The following is an 18422-nucleotide window of genomic DNA, read 5'->3' as shown; positions in this document are numbered from 1 at the left end:
TTTAATTTTTGAGTTATGGACAACGTGCAGAATGAATCAGGTTTCAATATTGAACAGAATTTGGCAGTATTAGCTGATACTGTCCGCATCAGGCAGCTGCCTGAAACAGTTTTAAATACACTGCCCGAACAGATGGCAGCCGGAAAGCCGGAAATTAAAACCTATGGTATGTCTGGTTTCGAGGATACTTCTACTATTGTTGCCGTAGAGGCTATTTTTAATTTGGTAGGTGATAAGTATTACTACAATAGGGCTGTTACTACTGTCAGTAGAGAAATTGAAATACATCACGAGAAAATAGGCAACCTTAACACAGCAGACCTGGAAGCTCGTCTGGCAAACCCGCCTAACCCGGAATTAGTTGGACCCGAAAACAGAAATGAATACAATATTGCTTTGGAAGCGTATCAAGGTGAGATTAAACAGGATCTATTAATTGTTCAGAAGGAAAAACCGGAGATTTTTAACCGCCTTATTGTAAAATACGATCCTGATGTCGATATTCAGATGGATAAGAATTCGCTGGATAGGCAGGCTAAAATTGATGCAGACCACAACAGGACCTTTGAATTTAGTGATTACTATAAACTTACCACCTTGGAAATGTACAACTTGCTGGAAGATAGAGCTGTGTACAAAACATTGAAACAATATAGCTATGTTGACAATGATGGCAATTTGGTGGAAGGTGAGAACCTTAAAAATCGCCCGGACCTAAAAAAAGTATCCTCTAACTTCGATACCTGGCTAAAACTCAAAGACCAACCTGATGGAATAAAGGCAATTGAGTTCGTAGGTGGTCTGCGTAATGTAGAATCACAATTGAAGGAATTTAACTTCCTCAATATGGACGAAACCAGCTATGTACACAAACTGGCCTACCATATTCGAAAAGGTAGTGAAGTGGTAGTTAAATATCCTAATGCATCCGGTACGTCAGATTTATTAGTTTCTGCTAATCCCCCTGATGGCCTGAAAATTTCCAACATGGACGGTAAGGTCCTTAGCCCGGTTCCTTTTCTTAAAGTTCCACCGGAAAGGAAAAATCTATCCAGGCCAGAAGTGTTGAGTTCCCATGACCGGCAGCAGAGAAATGCTGAAGCGAATCAAATGCCTGCCATTAATCCGCCATCAAATGCTCGCCTACCCGAAGGTGCAGAAACGAATGGCGTTTCCCACGCAAATAGTGCAACCACGCAACAGGGTGTTTTGGGGCAGATTCGGTCAATGTTTAGCCGTAACCGACGTTTTGCTGAAGACGGTAATAAGAATGGCAAGACAATGTAAAGCATAATGCAACGGGAACTACACTTGGATCAATGTTCCCGTTGTTTTTCCTTGGATTGTCAGCTTTTAAATGCCCCATTGGGCATCCGTTGCGACGCTCCGTTCGGGGTTTGGATCGCTATGCATCATGCAGCTCTGAAACTCGTTTTAATCTCATACAGGACAAGCCTATTATAGTTACTTCATCTGCTCAGTACTTACAATCCTGCTCATGCAAAAGCATATAACAGCGACAGTGTCAGGAAACTGTATGAGTTCTAAATCAGAAGATGAATGCATGTGAAATGTTTTAGCAAATATAAAAGCGATGTTCCGTCCAGGCTCGTTTCGCCGTTTACTTAAATTTAATAGACTATGGAAACATTATTTCTTGCTACCGTAGGGTTAAAATATGATCAGTGGAGGATGGGAAACAGCCGTTTGCCTGAATCATTTTCTACAAGAGAACCTTTCACCAACATAAATGATGCAATTATTGCTTTAAATAATATCCCCAGTTATTGCTTTGTTGATGCTTTAGCCATTCAGCATCAGCTTAATAAGTCGTTGGATTACGCTGTAATTCATGACAGTGATGGTGTAATTAATATCACAAAAAGTTATTTTGGCTGGTCGCGTGAACGGCCCCCAGGTATTTACCTGTCCTTGCACGGCATTGCAACAGAAGAGTACAATAGGTTATCCGGGCAAGATCTTATAAGTTATCCATCTATTAATTTGGGAACCGGTACGGCTTATAGGCTAATGGCTTATGAACAGATCGAAAAGGAACTTACAGCATTGCATCAGCGACAACCAGCTTCCAGATTATTTAAGCCTAATAAAGGCTATGGCCGTGCTGCAAAGTGATGCTCAACTTATAGTCCGAAAAGGAAACGGGCAATGCGGGAGCGCAACCCGTCAGCGATAGGACTATTGCGGGAATAACCCATAAGCCGCCTCCAATTTTGGGGGCGGTTTGCCATTGTGATAACGACAGCTACCCTATTTGCTTTCTTGCCTATCATTTTTTTCTCCGCAAATGTACCACCTGCCTTTCCGTTCTCAACAAGGGCTTTCGCGGCATATGCTCACTGCGTTCCGCTATTCCACGATCCCTTGTCTCGAACCGGCAGGTGGGAAATGCCTCGAAAAAAAATATGAAGAACAAGAAAAGCAAACAAAAGCAGCCTAAGTACCTGTATCGTGATGCAGAAGGCAATCCGGAATTCGCCAAAATTCAATTTGAAGATGACTGGGAGTGCCCTTGCGGTCCAGACGCTATGCGGGATTCATTTTGGCCTTGCGATAACTTCGGTAACCTCTTTGATCCTTCTGTCGATAGCAGAAAATACAAAATTCTATGCAAGTACTGCGGAAGGATATTCCATCCATCGACAGGACAGGTGCTGGGAAGAAGAAATGTCGATTACGTCGATAAGGAACATATTAGGGTATATGGATGATTAATTGAAATGATAACTGGTGTATACTTATTACACCAGTTATCTACTAAATAGCAAGCGCTTCTTAAAAAATTATAGTAATTGATCCCTTTTGCCGCCTCATTTGAGGCGGCTTTTTTCATTGGTCCCGTGGCGCCCTGCGCCACGGGATCACTATTCATTTTTAAAAGAAAGAGAAAAAAGAAAACAAAAGTATGGCACGCGGGTAAGAAAGCAAGTCTGAAGGCAAAAAAAATCTCCACCTCATACAGTTTGGTGTCCGCCTGGCGGCGGACCTCATATATGAGGTAGTATTTTTTTTAACCCAGGGTTGCTTTCTTACCCTTGTCCGTGCCATGTTTCGATGCTTTCTTTTTCTCTTTTTTCTTTTAAAAATGATCACGCAAAAAAAAGCAAAATGAAACACAACGCAAACACGCACACGCCGCCGCCTTTTGCCAAGATTATGGCAACATCCTGGGCTATCCAGATCGAAACACGCGTAACACGTAGCCGCGCATTATGCTACGCCTGGGGCATGTTCCTAAGCGAAAATGTTATGCTCTATCGCTTGGCTGCCAAACATGGCACCCGTCAGAAACCCCAGGTTTCCACTAACAACCTCACACTTTTTATTTAATCACTTGTAATCCTGGCGTATGCCGCCGCCAGTTCAAAAATAAGCGGCTATCCTATGGCAGATAATATAAATTTTAACCAGATCACAGGTAAACACGCTTTTTATTCAGTACGTCAAAAAGCATGGCACGGGAAAGGACAGATAGTAGACAAGTATCAAAATAGTACGGATGTGCTAACAGCTGCACAACTAAATTTTGATGTAGTTAAGCGTCCCTTGATTACTTATGATGCTATTGGTGAAGAACCAAACGAATTAATTGTACCGGATATTAAAGTTCCTGACTTTTTCGCGACTGTTCGCACCGATACAAATCAACCTCTCGGAGTTGTAGGAAGTGGTTATGAAGTAGTGCAGAACATAGACGCATTTAGCTTTTTTGATTGCATCGCAGGACCTGAAAATATCTACTACGAAACAGCCGGAGCATTGGGGAAGGGGGAGCGTATTTTTATAACCGCAAAACTACCTTCATATATTACCGTTGCAGGCATAGACACAATGGAAAACTATCTTTTCCTTACAACGTCCCACGATGGCAGCGGCTCAATTGTGGCCGGGTTTACTCCCGTGCGTATCGTGTGTAACAATACCTTAAACGCCGCTTTGCGCAATTGTTCAAATAAAATTAAAATACGTCATACTGCTAATGCAAAAGATAGGTTAAAAGAGGCTCACCGCGTAATAGGGATGGTAAACAAATGTATACCGGCAATCTCTGACACTTTTAATCACTGGGCTAAAATTAATATTACAGACCAGCAGGTAAAGGAATTGATTACCCTGGCCTTATCGCCTAACCCGGAAACAATCGCCAATATTAAAAAAGGAGAATGGGAAGAAGTAAGCACCCGTTTTAAAAATCAATTAGGTGAGGCATTTTCGTATGCATTCGCTAGCGACACCCAACAATTGAATTCTACAAAAGGCAAATTATTTGGGGCTTATAACGCGGTTACAGGCTACTTCCAAAATGTCTCCAAATATGATAGCGCTGCCGACCAGGTAAACGCCATTTTATATGGAGGTACAGCAGAAAAGAAAGCGCAAAAGGCATTCGATCTTTGCGAGGCATTCGCAAATTACGGCGCAGATGCATTACAGTTTAATTAATCCGATCACCGGGGGCAATGCCCCCGGTTTAATCCAATTTCATTTAAATCTTTATCAAATGGCTTATCATGCATTGTACGTCATCGTTAGGGTGGTGGTAGACACTGCTTTGCCTGACAAAGGCGAGATCATTAGGCAGTTCGAATTACAAAAGGAGGAATTAAATTTTCCCGGTACGCCTGATATAGAAGTCAGATACGTCAGGTGGACTGATACCTGGCCGAAAGATCCGGCATCCAGGGAACCCTGGACGTTGTAAACATTTTGGTTACTCATAAAATAATCTCATTATGAAACATAATTTTGAACAGCGCAAACAGAATCGCATTGTATATGCTATCAGACAGGCCGAAAAAAATACAAGCCTATCAGATCAGCAGTTTAATGCAGCCCATGAAATTTCATCGTTTATTCCAATGGGCCAGCCTATTTTAGTAGGGCATCACTCAGAAAAAAGACACCGCCGCGATTTGGACCGGATACACAATTTACACGGCCAGTCTATCAAAGCAGCTGAAAAAGCTGCCTATTACGCTGATAAAGCAAATGTCATTGAAAGTAACACCGCTATTTTTTCTGATGACCCGCAGGCAACGGATAAACTGCGTTCCAAATTGAAAGACTGTGAAGACCTGCAAGCCTATATGAAAGCCGTTAATAAGTGCATCAAAAAAAATGATAAGGAAGCGTTTTTAAAACTGCCAGGAGCCAGTGAAGAAAAATGGATTATTGTAAACACGCCAGATTGTTTTAAATGCAAAGGTTATCCCCATTATAAACTGGCAAATAACGGTGCTGAAATCAGGAGGTTAAAGGCACGTATTGAACAGTTAGAGGCTGTGGAAAAAATAGAATCCTCTGAATCAGAACATAATGGCATCATATATAGAATAAACGTGGAAGCCAACCGCGTACAATTGATATTCCCAGGTAAACCGGAAGAACAAATCAGGTCCGTTTTAAGGTACTACGGGTTCCGCTGGGCACCTTCAGAAATAGCCTGGCAGCGGCATTTAAATAATGCCGGTATATACGCCGCAAAATCTGCTTTGCGTGAGATTGCTATAAAAATGCAAGTACAGCAGGAAGGGCATGAACAGGCGAATACATTGCCGGACAACCAGGATTGAATAACGGAAAGCTATTTACCGGCCCATTTGGGCCGGTAAATAGATACTCATAGCAACAATTTTTACTTTAAAACCGGGAGCGTTGCCGGTCACTAATGAGCGCACCTTGTTTATGGCTTGGAGTATATCAATTACGCCGGAGGGCTGGAATGAGATATATCAGGCATGTCACGCCAGCGAAAAGCAATTCTTATTACAGGCTATCAATGAAACGGCCTTGCGAAAAGGGATTCCCGGCATGTCGGACGAGGCCGCGAAGGAAGTGTCACAGGAATCTTTGGCTAACCTGGTATTTAAGATAATTCAGGAAACGAATACTTGTGACAATGGCGGTTTTTCCTATTGGATCGATCCCGGCGGAATCTATAAAATTACAATCGAATAACCGGTAGCGTTGTTTGATGTCTTTTGAATACCGCGTATTGGTGACCCCGGCGGTGCCGGGGTTACTTTCTTTGACATCCGCAAAGAAAGTAACAAAGAAACGGCGTTTGCTCTTCCCCTTTCTTTTCAAAATTCATTATTCATCACAACCTTAATCAGGGAACAAATGATTACAGCTATGTCCAGAATTGAAAACATCAGTTCACATAAGGAGCATATAGCCGATAAGGGGAATAGTTGTCTTTATGATTAAGATAAATATAGTTGCTTTTCCGGGCGGCAAAGATTCTACAGCCTGCTTTTTACACTTGTTGGACCAAGGAATTCCACCAACTAAATTTTAGTTTCTTTCATCCAATGTTTTAATTGAATAGCTAATGCAATATCTGTCAGGACTTAGGGAATATGGGTATGGGGGAGGCGGTGAAAGTAAAAAACGTTGACAATCATAGACCGTCAACGTTTCTGAATGAGTTGATCTTTCGATCTGTTAGCGAGGAATCAATTAGCTAAATTGGTTAATCGTGAATGCAGTGCTGAAATCTTAGGATTTCAAAGGCCCACTAGAAGATAACTTTTCTTAAGTGAGGCGCAAATGTTAAGCGTACAAATTTTGAATTCTATAACTCATAGCAGTGGCGCTTACATCAAACATTTTTGCAAGATGTTTGATAGCATCTTCGTTGCCCGGATCGAATTCCAATTTATCTACTTCAGGCACCAAAAGCTGTTCAGGCATTAAAAGACAAGCTGCGAAATAATTAGCCTCGCGTTCCCTTCTTGCAGCACTTGGCTCGTCTTGCCCTGGCCTCCGAAAATAGACACGGTACCCCTTATCGACAAAAACGCTCGGAGTACCTTCCTGGGTATGCCCAAGGCAATAATGTCCAAGCTCATGTGCTACTGTATAACGCCTTCTGACTCTCGCTTCATTCTGGTTATAACCGATAGTAGCGCCGTCTGCTTCTATTAATAACAGACCTGACACGTCACCCTCGAGGGGAAAAGCAACAACTTTCAGTCCCATCGCTCTGGCAATATCATCAACCCTGATAGGAGCTTCCATCTTTCCAAATTGTAAGATGATTTCAGTCGCTTTTGAATTGATAGCAGCGTTTGTCATCTTATTATTTTTTTAGGTGTGCAACGAATTTCAGAATCGCATCTTTGGTATCCTCGTCTACTGCTTCGTCGTTTTGTGTAATAATAGTATCAACTACTGGTGGGGCAGCTGCTGCGACAAGTGCCATCTCAGACTCTTCATTCTCAGAAACATACTCCGGTAACAGTACTTTCAGATTTGTTTTTAGAATATCGCAGATAGAAAGGAGGGTATGAAGCATGGGACGCTGCTTGCCGTTTTCGATATTGACAATTGACGCTCTTGTTAAACTTAGCTGTTCGGCTAAAACTTCCTGACTCATACCGACTTTTTCCCGTGCGTTTCTTATGCGCTGACCTAACTGCGTGTAAAGGCCATTTGAATCAAGGGGTGTCATGAGTTCATGATTTAGTGATTAAACATTACGGAAATTGGATTTTATTACTTAGGGTTAAACTCATTTTATGAATGTATTGCAAAATTACGACCAATTAAACTAAAAAGCAAATTATGTTAGTAATATTTTACATTATCTGATTTTTATTCCTGTTTATAAAAATGTTGAAATAAATCTGTAAATATTTTTGGAAGTGTAAAGTGGTTGGTATACTTTTGTATTGTTGAGTCAGATCGACCCGATAGGACATAAAAAAAACCAAGAGGAAATTCCGCTTGGCTTTAATAAGATTGGAGAAAGACAACTTAGAAGTTGGGCTTTTCTCTCAGTGTATCTTGGTATTGAGAACACAAAGATACTGTTTTTCTCCAATCTACAAAGCCCTCACAGCGGATTTCCCCTTGAATTCAGTAATAATAAAAAATAAGAAGTAAAGCCGTCAGTTATTAAGACACATCAAAAACGCTGTTAGCGGCATTGGTGCTGATTGCACCCTGGTTTTATTTATTTTATTTTAAATTATTATAATAATGGACGAACAATCCTTGAAATCCGCAATGCCTAAAAAGTATAAGGCATTCGCAAACGATAAAGAGTTAGTGTTTGATAAAGCAATCGTGTCACGTGAAGAGTTCCTGACTGCTGGTGGATTTCTCCCGGTGTCATGCTATTCCTTATATATAGTAAAGGAGCATAACGACTTTGATCCAATTTTGGCTGGTGATATGATAGATCTTAGCTATGAAGGCAAGGAGCGCTTAATCGTAAAAGAAGCTACTGTCTTTAGCTACACATTAAATAAAGAGTTGGAAACTACCGACAGTAGGACACTGACACCGGTTGAAATCCTGAAATTGGGTGGGAAAAATCCTGATAAGGAATATCTGATTCAGGTAATTCCGAAGGCGCCAGACATTGTATATGCATATACACCAGAGACCGAAATCAAGATGGTTTGCAGTGGCCTTGAGTTTATCACAAAACCATGGTTGGAACAGGTGAATATCGAAGAATACGGTATGAAATGCCTGCCAGTTCCACCGACTCACAGTTTCATAGTGCCAATTCATGGAGGCTCCTATACGTTTACAACTCCGTTCGTTACTGGTAAAGAATTGATTCTTAAAACAGGCCGCAGCGAATACCAGGAGTTCGAAATCTATAAAGCCTACAGTAATTCGACAAAAAAGCAGGTTGAATATAATGAAGAGGTAGACCTAACTGAACAGTGTCTGGTACGCTTCCTTATTCTGCCTAAAAAGCAGGAGGATGGACGTGGTAACGACCAGCCCTTCATACTTCCAGAAGAGGATGTTACCTTTTTAGATAATCAGGCGCTCCCATGGGAGTGCTTGATTAATAATGGTGAGAAATGCATATTAATCAATGACTTTCCTGTTCCTGAGGGGTATAATGCACCTACGGTGACCGTAGCGCTGAAAATTTCCCCATTATATCCCGCCACCGAAATCGACATGGCTTATTTTTATCCGCAACTTGTTCGCAAGGATGGAAGGCAGATTCATGCTATTTCTGCCGAGATCATCAAAGGACTGCAATTCCAAAGATGGTCGAGGCATAGAAAGCCAAACGAATGGCTACCAGGCGTTGATAATATAGCAACGCACCTGATCCTCGTTGAAAATTGGTTACGTAACGAATTAAAACGCTGACCAGATGATAAAGTTAAGATTAACAGGAGGGCAGCACGCTGCCCTCGTTAATCACCTGTATCCAGGTGATAACAAAGAAGCCGTAGCATTAGGGCTGTGTTCAAGAAGTTTTACCTCTGAAGGACATACACTTTGTCTAAAAGAAATCCACCCAATACCACATGACAAATGCTTTCAACGTGAAGAGGATTATGTTCACTGGCCAACGGACATGTTAAAACCGTTACTGGAAGTCGCTGAAAAGCATAATTATGCGATATTAAAGATTCATTGCCATCCTGGAGGCGGGGAATTTTTTTCGCATATTGATACAAAGTCAGACAGAGAGTTGTTTTCCGGAATCCATCAATGGCTGGATACAAACCTTCCGCACGTCAGTTGTATCATGTTGCCTGATGGCAGGATCTTCGGCCGCGCCTTTGACAGAGATTTAAACGAACAGCGTATTCAACAAATATCCGTTGCAGGTGCTAATATTTATCAGTGGCATTATCAGCCAGTGGAAGGATTGAACGAGGCGTTACAGGCCCGCAATTTACAGGCTTTTGGCAAAGGAACTATGCTGATGTTGAGCCGAATGAAGATAGGAGTAGTCGGTTGTTCAGGTACGGGAAGTATTGTCATCGAACAACTTAAAAGATATGGCGTTGGTTCTTTTGTACTGGTCGATCCGGACACTATCGACTTTGTGAACCTCAACAGAATAATTGGTTCTACTCATTCGGATGCAGAAATGAAAGTCTTGAAGACATCAGTTATGAAACGTGAGATAGAGGAAGTTGGGTTTAAAACCACAATAACCGTTTACCCTTCCCATATTAGCGAAGCTAATGTCGTGAAAGACCTCGCAGACTGTGACATCCTGTTTGGTTGTGTTGATGGTGCAGAAGGAAGGCACATTCTTAACCTGATTTCAAGTTGCTATCTTATTCCATATTTCGATTTGGGGGTCCGCCTTGACGCGGATGGAGTTGGGGGTATTTCAGGCATCTATGGTACTGTGCATTATATCCAGCCTGGCGGAAGTAGCCTCCTTAGTCGCGGAGCTTACAGTGTCGGTAAGCTGCTGGCTGAGACAACCAAAAGACAAAACGCAGAAGCTTATGCCAGGAACCAATACCTTGCTGCCGTAGGCGAGTCCTCGCCTGCTGTCATCACTGTCAATATGAAAGCTGCTGCCACTGCTGTTGAAGATTTCCTTGCTCGTATTCATCCTTACCGCATTATCCCTAATTCAGAGATTGATGCTATCAGGATAATTTTTGCAACCTCAGAAACTACAACAGTAAATTACAAAGACAAGAGTTGTGAATTTTTTGATAAGTACGTAGGTATAGGGGATGTTAAACCGCTCTTACGCATAGACGAATTAGGGCGGGATTAGTATTACGAATTAGCTATCTATTTTTAACTATAAAACATTTAAACATGTCTAAAAAAAATCAACACGTTGTTCCCAGGGGGGATGACTGGGCAGTGGTAGGTGCGGGCAATAGTAGAGCAACTGCAATTGTTTCTACTCAGCAGCAGGCTATCGACAGGGCCCAAGAAATAGCAATTAACCAAAGAACCGAGGTGGTTATCCACCGCCCGAATGGTCAGATCCGTGGCTCTAATAGCTATGGAAATGATCCGTTCCCTCCAAAAGGCTAAATTTTCGGTGTGTTCCGTAAAGGAACACACCTTTTTATTGCAGACTTTCAATAAAAAAGTCCGCATATCTTTCCGCAAGCGGATGATTGAATACTTCAGGAAGCTTTTGGCGGCTTTGCGTAAGACACAGCAAAAGTACTTTCTTCAGTTCAGGGAAATAGCACACCGTTTTTATTCCGATCATAGCGTCGGCGATGTTTGTCGCGTCAAAAACATAATCTACAAGCCGGTTTTTTCCAAGAGTACAGCTCGCTACCCATATATATCTAGGTAAGCTTGTGGTTAATAGAGATAGTTTTTCATCCTCTGGTAGACCTGATGTTCGCACTTCTTTTTTAAGATCCTCACTCAGGAGAATTCTTATATCCCACGTCACACTAACTTTCGCTTCCTTATGGAAACGACTTAGCAAAACATTCAATCCGATTACTATAGCCTTTATATCCTGATAGGCAATACGAATCTTTGGATATACAGAGATGATTGCTGTACCTATATAGGTTTTAGAATTCAATTTATCATTATCTGTCCATGGCGTACTAATACCGTCATCTGGCAGGAACTCAGTTCGCACAAAAGGCCCCCATTGATCATCATGAACATAAATTTTCTCAATATGGTCAGCCAATAAGCTTATATCACCTGGTTGAGTTTCGGTGCTTTCAGGAATGAACTGTTTAAAGCCTGATACAGTTAATGCATGTATCCGCCAACCATTGCTTGGAACATGAGCAATTAAAATGATAGGAATTCCTATTCCAGAATAAGCGCGTAGCAATTGCTTGAGTTCAGAGTTGCCAAAGTGGCGGATATTAGTATACTCGTCCTTTAGTTTTCCTTCCTGAACATCCGAGACTAACCCAGAATTCAGAATAGATTGACAAATCTGCTGGACACTTAGTCCTTTGTTGGGAAATAGCCTACTCCCATTTTGTGCTGTCTTATCGGCATCCTTAGTTATCTGACTCGGAGAACGGAGTAAAGGGTGACTTCCCTCAATAACCTTGTTTAACATAGTCCAAATAGACGTCGTTGCACATGCAGCAAGAACATGATCCTGTTCTTGAAAGGCCAGAGATCGGACTCGCAACAACTTCCCATAAAGGTGTACTTTGTATTCCTTCGTACCCCAAAAATATCTTCCTTCAAGATCTTGTCCGGAATTATATGTCTTCAATATAGTATATCCAATAACAGTAACCGGAATCGGCTTTACAACTACAAATCCAAGATAACCATCCCATAGGGCATGATTGGAACTGTTATCATTTTGTAGTACAGCTGCCTTGAATTGCTCTAGTGTGAAGTCTGATGAGAAAAAATGAACCCTTTTACAGAACTTAGGATAATTTTCAAAGCATAATGAGTAATAGGATGCATAATCATGAAGGTAATCCTTACTTATATAGGCATCTTCAACTACAATAGTTTTGGCATTCAATCCCTGCTCTCCTAAATAATTATATAGATAGGTAAAATGTCTTTTTTGGCGGATTACATTTTCCGGAGTGTAAGAGTTCGATAGAGTTGCAACTAGATTGATATCACTAAATGAGTAAACTTCCACTAATTACGAGGTTTAACTAAAATTGTACGACCATCTTCAAAGTTTCCTGGTCGATTTCTTTGTCCTTTAAAGTATCCTCCTGCTTTTTTTTCGTTGCAGCAATTAAGTCAGCGACCTCGTCGCTATCTTCTAAAAGATTGAAAGCGGTTAAACTGGCATACAACTTATTTAAGTCGTGCAGATTTAACTTATCACATGCGAAAAATTTTATATCCATTTGTCTCAATTGAGTTTAAAGTGGATAATTTACCTTTAACGTAAACATTAACTTAAAGGTAATGTTTAGAAGCAATTCAACAAATACTATTTTTAGGTGATCTTCTAACCATTGTCCAACTCCCATGCCAAGATGATTAATGCATTTGTTTTGTAAAAAATATTGATTTTCAATTTTTTGTGTCATATTTTCTATGTGAATACCCCTCAATGCGGTTTAATAGTCTGACGCACAGTATACGTCTGCCCACTCAAAATCTTTAATGACTATGGAAAACTGTTAACCTTAGTCCTGATTCTGCTTTGCTTTTCATTTTGTACAACTATAACCAATATTAAGAGCAGCAAAGCAATGTCTTCCAATTACTTATCAACGAGGCAGTGTTGATCTCTATTTAAATGGTGTTAAACAAAGGAACACCCCAGCGGAGCTATATCCAAAACGAAAATGGTGAACTTTACAAAAGGCTGCCTAATGGAGCCGTTATTAAGGTAGCTGGTCTGGTAACCGTTAAAAAGCGGCATGAAACCGCAAAGGGGGGGGATTACCATTAAAGATGAAGAGGGGTTTACCAACCTCATTGTATGGCCCCAGGTCTTTGGTCGTGACAAAAGAGAAATTATGTTATCCATGTTGTTACTGGTGCAGGGTAGGCTAGGCTACAAATCCAGGGAGAGGTGATACATGTGGTAGTGTCCAAGTGTTTTAATATTTCTGACATGCTGGATCAGTTGGTTTATTCCCAAGGATGCTCCACAGAATGACAATGCCAAGGCCCCGGATCGTAATAAGGTGATACCGGAGAGCCGGAAGTTCAAATAGTGAAGATTAGGTAATGTAGTACTGTTTTAAAGAACGTCTGTGAAGTTTTAAAATTGGACTGATACGCCTCTTCCGTTTTTTGCGCTCATGGAAAATTGCCCGCTGGTGGTTATGCTATATTTATCATCATTACAGCTTATTTCGATAGATACGCCGGTTTTCCTATTCACGCAGATTGTAAATCCTTGTTCGCAATCGCTTGTGGCTCCTTTGTAGTTTTTTTGGAAACAGCGTATAATCTGTAGAAACCCTTTATAATCCAAATTACCAGTACCACTTGTAATGCACCCGTTTTTTACAGCGTCTTTTACATCATTTAAGGAGATAGAGTAGGTTTTCTCTTCATAACTGGTCGTTAAGGTAATTTCCCCCGAGGTGGAAAATTCTACCGTCAAGTCTTTGCACTCAGCTGAAAAAGATGCTTCTCCTTCAGTGTTTACACATAGGGAAGCGGATGATTGGCAGTCATCATCTTCTCTTTTATACTGAGTTAAAAAGTCCTCGACATTCTTGAATTTGACTTGCTTGCTTTCCCCAGGGTAGATAACAATTTCAGCGTTTTCATCAATATGGTAATTTCGTTTGAATGTTGCTAATGCTATAGTCGTTTCTTCACCAGGTGTGCCATTTAATCTGTCAGAATACAGCCCCATTCCTTTTAATGCGTTTTGTGTAGCTAAGCATTCTGTGCGTTTATCATTGATTACATCATTATCTGCAACTGCGATAATCAATGCGTCACCGAAATCCAGTTTTTTGAATTTTGAATGATCAAATATTTTAGCATCTACTATGAATGTAATTTGCTGCCGAAATGCTTTTTCGAATTCAGGATCGTTTTCGTCAACACCAAATAGAAGCCGTAGCATGTCCTTTAGGTTTAAATTTTCGTTTGTTGCCAGCTTTGCGATGTGCTCTGATCCATAAGGTAGGTAGTTGGATTGTAAATAGAGATAGTCACGACCTTTTACTTCGCTTCAGGTAAGGTATACCACAACCTGATTTATGTCGGAAGTTTCGCTTTCTAAATTTAATTTTTCTATTGCAGATGCCGCCTTATCATAATCGGATTCGAAGCCTTCAATACCAACTGCATAACAAAAGACTGTCTCTCCACCACAAGAGTAAAAAGTGAAAACAAACCCTGCCAGGATTAGAAGTTTAAAACAGTTTTTCATGTCTATAAAAAGTTAGAGGTTGAAAATTGAGTAGTTTTGCGATAATCTTCTCCAGTTGCTTCAGTTACTATCGGATATATTCTTACGGGCAATAAATAAAAATAAGAAATATTAGACGTTAAATGGTAGCTGTTAGTATATATAAAGATAATTTACTCAGAACATATAGATCAGATTCTTAAGTACATTGTTGAGCATGGAAAATTTATACACCTAGGGAAATAAAACAATTACTCCCCAATACCTATTTGTTTAACTAAAGAGAGAATATGATTATACTGTTTAGATCTGAAATGTATAAAAAAAATAGATCTATTTTTAATGTTATTATCTACCTCTATGTGTAACAATATCAGTATCCAAATTTTGGAAACGGTTCCTGTATTTTGTATATTTGAATAAGCTATGCGGGGGGGCAACACGGCAAAGGTCGTGTTATGGCGGAGAAGGACTTATTTCCAAGTGAGTATGAAAATGAAATAGTTAAAAGGTTGGTGGCACTCGTTAATCAAAAGTTGGCAGATACTGGCAATACAAGTGAACCCAATGATGAAGAAAAACAGTTAATAGTACATTCAAGGAAGAATTTCCCAATATTATCAGACTCTGCTGAGGCGTTACGCATTATTAAAGATGCTGAAGTTAGAGAGCGTGAGGGGTTAAAACGACAGATTGTTAAAATTGCCCATAGAATAGGTTTTACTGTTAAATTTAATGAACGATTAGGAAATGATGGAGGAGTTGATATTGTCCTGGAAAAGGACAATTTATCTATAGCCTGCTTTATGTTTAATTGTGGTCATTTATCATGCGAACCCAATATTATTAAACTATGCCTTCAATCAGATTTTGATTTTATAGTGGTTTGTTCACTTGGTAAAGGTCATGATGATAAGATTGGCTTTCTTTTAGGAGACATTTTAAAAAAAATATCTGTAATAGCATTAAGCGATTTTGCAGATTACTTAGACCGTATTAATTGCAATAACTTCCGTAAGGAGTATTTTTTTAAAGGCAGGAAAGTTGTTATTGAATATAAAAAAGTATCAGAAGTTGAAGCGGAAATGAAAAGCAACATAATTAAGCGTGTGTTATCTAAAGGAAGGCTAAGGTATTGACATGCCTTAAAAATTTAATTGTTTAAACGCCAAAATTAGATATGAAATTACTATGAATGATGAAAAGCCAATAGGTATTTGGATACGTGTCAGCACTGAAGATCAGGCGAAGGGCGATGCTCCAGAGCATCATGAGGAACGAGCGCGAATGTATTGCAAACTTAAAGGTTGGAATGTAGTTACTGTGTATAACTTAGAGGCCGTTTCCGGAAAATCGGTAATGGAACAGCCAGAAACCCAACGTATGCTTAATGATGTTAAAGAGGGCAGAATTAAGGCACTGGTTTTTTCCAAATTGGCACGCTTAGCTCGCAATACTAAAGAACTATTATCATTTGCTGACTATTTTCAAGAGCATAAGGCAGACCTTGTTTCCTTACAGGAATCTATTGATACTAGTACCCCGGCTGGTAGGCTCTTTTATACAATAATTGCAGCCATGGCACAATGGGAGAGGGAAGAAATTGCCAGCCGTGTCGCTGCGTCTGTACCTATACGTGCACAATTGGGTAAGCCGTTAGGTGGAGCTGCGCCATATGGTTATTCTTGGGGGGATGATCCACTGAAAAAGCAGCTAGTCATAGATGAGAATGAGGCACCGGTTAGAAAATTGATGTATGATATATTTCTGCGAACCAAAAGAAAAAAAGCTACAGCGAAGGAATTAAACGATTTGGGTTATCGCACAAGGAAGGGGGATAAATTTTCTGATACCACAATAGATCGGTTGCTAAGAGACCCGATGGCGAAAGGTATCCGCCGAGCCAATTATACTAAAAGTAGAGGGAATAAAAAGCATTGGGATCTGAAACCTAGTGATGAATGGGTATTAACTGAATGTCCGAACCTTATTAGTGAAGAGTTATGGAATGAGTGTAACGCTATACTTGATAAGCAGTATAAACGGCGGGACAAATTAGGTAGGCAAAGTAAGTTTTTGTTAGCAGGCATACTGCAATGCAAATGTGGTAATAAAATGTATGTCTATCATGGTGTAGATACCTTTCATTGCAAAAATTGCGGCAATAAGATTACGGTAAAAGATATAGACCTTGTTTACGAAGAACAGCTAAGAACATTTTTGTTTACCAATTTGGAAGTAGAGTCGTATAAGCGGCAAACTGAATCTTTGATAAATGAAAAGACTAATTTATTGGCGGTTACGGAATCGAAAATAAAAGAACTTAGAGAAAGAACACATGAAATGTTGGAATTGAGGTTACGGAAGGAGATTTCCCAATCTGACTTTGCATGTTTCTATAAACCCCAAAATGAGCGCACTGAGGAATTGCAAAAGCAATCTGCGGAACTTCAAGGAGAAATTGATGCCCTAACCATTCACTTAGCCTCGTCTAACGCAGTACTTTCAGATGTACAGGATCTTTACAGTCGTTGGCCGGACCTTGAATTGCATGAAAAACGTACTATCGTTGAAGCAATTACAGATGAAATAGTGGTAGGAGAGGAAGATATTTATGTTAAATTGGCATACTTACCTAAGCACTCTTTTTTTGATAAAAGCGGAAAAAGGCAACACAATCACATGGATTCATACTCGCAATGAGCATGAAACCGGCAGGGAAGTCGGCAGTATAGGAGGCTCTTGAAATGGTGACTTTTCTTTCTTCTATGGGTTGACGCATTACTTCTAAAACCGCGCGTTTGAATTCAGGTAATTCATCGAGGAATAATACGCCATTGTGGGCTAAGGATATTTCACCTGGTTGCGGTGTGATACCCCCACCTACTAAGGCGGTATCGCTGATCGTGTGATGTGGTGAGCGGAAGGGACGTTTGGTGATTAAAGAGCAATCGAGTTTGCCAGCTACTGAATAGATTTTGGTGGTTTCTAAAGCTTCGGGAAGCGTCATGGGTGGGAGGATGCCAGGAAAGCGTTTTGCCAGCATTGTTTTGCCAGCACCGGGAGGGCCGATGAGTAAAACGTTGTGTCCACCGGCGGCGGCTATTTCGAGGCCGCGTTTGACCATGTATTGGCCTTTAACTTCATTGAAGTCGGGATCGTTGGAGTTTTGTTGGGAGAAGATGTTGACGACATCGGAATTGGTAGGACGTAAGGTTTTGGGGTTGTTGTAGAAGTCAATGACTTCTTTCAGATCGGCAGCGCCGTAAACTTTGATGCCGTCTACCATTGATGCTTCTTTGGCGTTTTGAAGGGGGAGTATGATTCCTTTGAAACCGTCTTTTTTTGCTTGTACGGCTATGGGGAGGGCTCCTTTTATTGGAAGTAAGGTTCCATCTAAAGAGAGCTCTCCCATGAGAGTATAGTGATTTAAGTTATCAGTTTTGATTTGTTCTGAGGCGGCTAATAAACCAATGGCTATTGGTAGATCATATGCAGCACCTTCTTTGCGAATGTTCGCAGGCGCCATGTTTACGATGGTTCTGAAGCGGGGAAATATGCACCCGATATTTTGGATGGCAGATTCTATACGGTCTTCACTTTCTTTGACTGAGTTGCCTGGTAAACCTACGATGGAGAAACGGGTGCCTTTGGGTGAGACATTCACTTCTATAACAATGGAGATGGCACTGACGCTTTGCAGCGCACTGCCATAGGTTTTAACAATCATGGATGATAGCGTTTATTATTGAATATAACGAAAAAATCCCATCTACTTTTGGCAGATGAGATTTTTCTTTGTGAAAGATTTTGTGGATTTCCCAGATTATTCGCTATGAATTTTCCAGATTATCCT

20 protein-coding genes are annotated in these 18422 nt (G+C 40.5%); 14 read left to right on the top strand and 6 right to left on the bottom strand.

From position 1 onward, the window contains the following. Positions 1-15: 15 nt before the first annotated feature. From QQL36_RS02120 to QQL36_RS02085, 8 genes are all read left to right on the top strand, one after another. Positions 16-1287: a hypothetical protein gene (locus tag QQL36_RS02120; RefSeq protein WP_321568726.1), complete on the top strand. Its 1272-nt coding sequence runs from the start codon at positions 16-18 to the stop codon at positions 1285-1287. Between the two features lie 354 nt (positions 1288-1641). Continuing rightward, positions 1642-2136 (top strand): hypothetical protein, encoded by a 495-nt coding sequence (locus QQL36_RS02115; RefSeq protein WP_321568725.1) that lies wholly within the window; start codon positions 1642-1644, stop codon positions 2134-2136. A 290-nt stretch (positions 2137-2426) separates the two neighbouring features. Then, positions 2427-2732 (top strand): hypothetical protein, encoded by a 306-nt coding sequence (locus tag QQL36_RS02110; RefSeq protein ID WP_321568724.1) that lies wholly within the window; start codon positions 2427-2429, stop codon positions 2730-2732. 397 nt (positions 2733-3129) lie between these two features. Continuing rightward, positions 3130-3351, top strand: coding sequence for a hypothetical protein (locus QQL36_RS02105; RefSeq protein WP_321568723.1), 222 nt, complete (start codon positions 3130-3132; stop codon positions 3349-3351). Between the two features lie 54 nt (positions 3352-3405). Beyond that, a complete protein-coding gene (locus QQL36_RS02100) occupies positions 3406-4464 on the top strand; it encodes a DUF932 domain-containing protein (RefSeq protein ID WP_321568722.1) in 1059 nt (352 codons plus the stop codon). Between the two features lie 58 nt (positions 4465-4522). Continuing rightward, positions 4523-4723 (top strand): hypothetical protein, encoded by a 201-nt coding sequence (locus tag QQL36_RS02095; protein ID WP_321568721.1) that lies wholly within the window; start codon positions 4523-4525, stop codon positions 4721-4723. Between the two features lie 31 nt (positions 4724-4754). Next, a complete protein-coding gene (locus QQL36_RS02090; RefSeq protein WP_321568720.1) occupies positions 4755-5594 on the top strand; it encodes a DUF3560 domain-containing protein in 840 nt (279 codons plus the stop codon). Positions 5595-5706: 112 nt separating this feature from the next. Continuing rightward, a complete protein-coding gene (locus QQL36_RS02085) occupies positions 5707-5979 on the top strand; it encodes a hypothetical protein (protein WP_321568719.1) in 273 nt (90 codons plus the stop codon). Between the two features lie 597 nt (positions 5980-6576). Here QQL36_RS02085 and QQL36_RS02080 read toward each other — a convergent pair. After that, entirely contained in the window at positions 6577-7101 is a 525-nt protein-coding gene (locus tag QQL36_RS02080) for an ImmA/IrrE family metallo-endopeptidase (RefSeq protein WP_321568718.1), read from the bottom strand. A gap of 4 nt (positions 7102-7105) precedes the next feature. Then, positions 7106-7477 carry a helix-turn-helix transcriptional regulator gene (locus QQL36_RS02075; protein WP_321568717.1) on the bottom strand — a complete coding sequence of 124 codons (372 nt, stop codon included), beginning with the start codon at positions 7475-7477 and terminating at the stop codon, positions 7106-7108. A 530-nt stretch (positions 7478-8007) separates the two neighbouring features. On the opposite strand from QQL36_RS02075, the gene QQL36_RS02070 reads away from it, so the two are divergent. The 3 genes from QQL36_RS02070 to QQL36_RS02060 are packed head-to-tail and all read left to right on the top strand — an operon-like array spanning position 8008 to position 10803. Then, on the top strand, positions 8008-9150 hold the full coding sequence (locus QQL36_RS02070) for an E2/UBC family protein (protein ID WP_321568716.1): 1143 nt from the start codon (positions 8008-8010) through the stop codon (positions 9148-9150). A 4-nt stretch (positions 9151-9154) separates the two neighbouring features. Continuing rightward, positions 9155-10534 carry a ThiF family adenylyltransferase gene (locus QQL36_RS02065; protein ID WP_321568715.1) on the top strand — a complete coding sequence of 460 codons (1380 nt, stop codon included), beginning with the start codon at positions 9155-9157 and terminating at the stop codon, positions 10532-10534. A gap of 44 nt (positions 10535-10578) precedes the next feature. Continuing rightward, positions 10579-10803: a DUF2188 domain-containing protein gene (locus tag QQL36_RS02060; protein WP_321568714.1), complete on the top strand. Its 225-nt coding sequence runs from the start codon at positions 10579-10581 to the stop codon at positions 10801-10803. Positions 10804-10837: 34 nt separating this feature from the next. On the opposite strand, the gene QQL36_RS02055 is transcribed toward QQL36_RS02060, so the two are convergent. After that, on the bottom strand, positions 10838-12370 hold the full coding sequence (locus QQL36_RS02055; RefSeq protein WP_321568713.1) for a hypothetical protein: 1533 nt from the start codon (positions 12368-12370) through the stop codon (positions 10838-10840). A 16-nt stretch (positions 12371-12386) separates the two neighbouring features. Next, entirely contained in the window at positions 12387-12587 is a 201-nt protein-coding gene (locus tag QQL36_RS02050; RefSeq protein ID WP_321568712.1) for a hypothetical protein, read from the bottom strand. Positions 12588-13109: 522 nt separating this feature from the next. Between QQL36_RS02050 and QQL36_RS02045 the strand changes: the two genes are divergently transcribed. Next, a complete protein-coding gene (locus tag QQL36_RS02045) occupies positions 13110-13268 on the top strand; it encodes a hypothetical protein (protein ID WP_321568711.1) in 159 nt (52 codons plus the stop codon). Between the two features lie 188 nt (positions 13269-13456). Here the strand turns inward: QQL36_RS02045 and QQL36_RS02040 are convergent, their stop codons facing one another. After that, on the bottom strand, positions 13457-14278 hold the full coding sequence (locus QQL36_RS02040; protein ID WP_321568710.1) for a hypothetical protein: 822 nt from the start codon (positions 14276-14278) through the stop codon (positions 13457-13459). A 746-nt stretch (positions 14279-15024) separates the two neighbouring features. Between QQL36_RS02040 and QQL36_RS02035 the strand changes: the two genes are divergently transcribed. Together QQL36_RS02035 and QQL36_RS02030 are read left to right on the top strand one after the other, a co-directional pair. Then, positions 15025-15705 (top strand): hypothetical protein, encoded by a 681-nt coding sequence (locus QQL36_RS02035; protein ID WP_321568709.1) that lies wholly within the window; start codon positions 15025-15027, stop codon positions 15703-15705. Positions 15706-15757: 52 nt separating this feature from the next. Beyond that, the gene (locus QQL36_RS02030) at positions 15758-17269 is read left to right on the top strand and encodes a recombinase family protein (protein ID WP_321568708.1); all 1512 of its coding nucleotides are present in this window, start codon (positions 15758-15760) and stop codon (positions 17267-17269) included. Here QQL36_RS02030 and QQL36_RS02025 read toward each other — a convergent pair. Beyond that, on the bottom strand, positions 17202-18296 hold the full coding sequence (locus QQL36_RS02025; protein ID WP_321568707.1) for a YifB family Mg chelatase-like AAA ATPase: 1095 nt from the start codon (positions 18294-18296) through the stop codon (positions 17202-17204). The genes QQL36_RS02030 and QQL36_RS02025 overlap by 68 nt on opposite strands. Positions 18297-18422: the final 126 nt, after the last annotated feature.

Origin of the sequence: Chitinophaga sp. LS1 (assembly GCF_034274695.1) — a bacterium.
Classification (GTDB): domain Bacteria; phylum Bacteroidota; class Bacteroidia; order Chitinophagales; family Chitinophagaceae; genus Chitinophaga.
The sequence above is the reverse complement of the archived record's forward strand: the minus strand, read 5'-3'. Positions and strand labels throughout refer to the sequence as shown.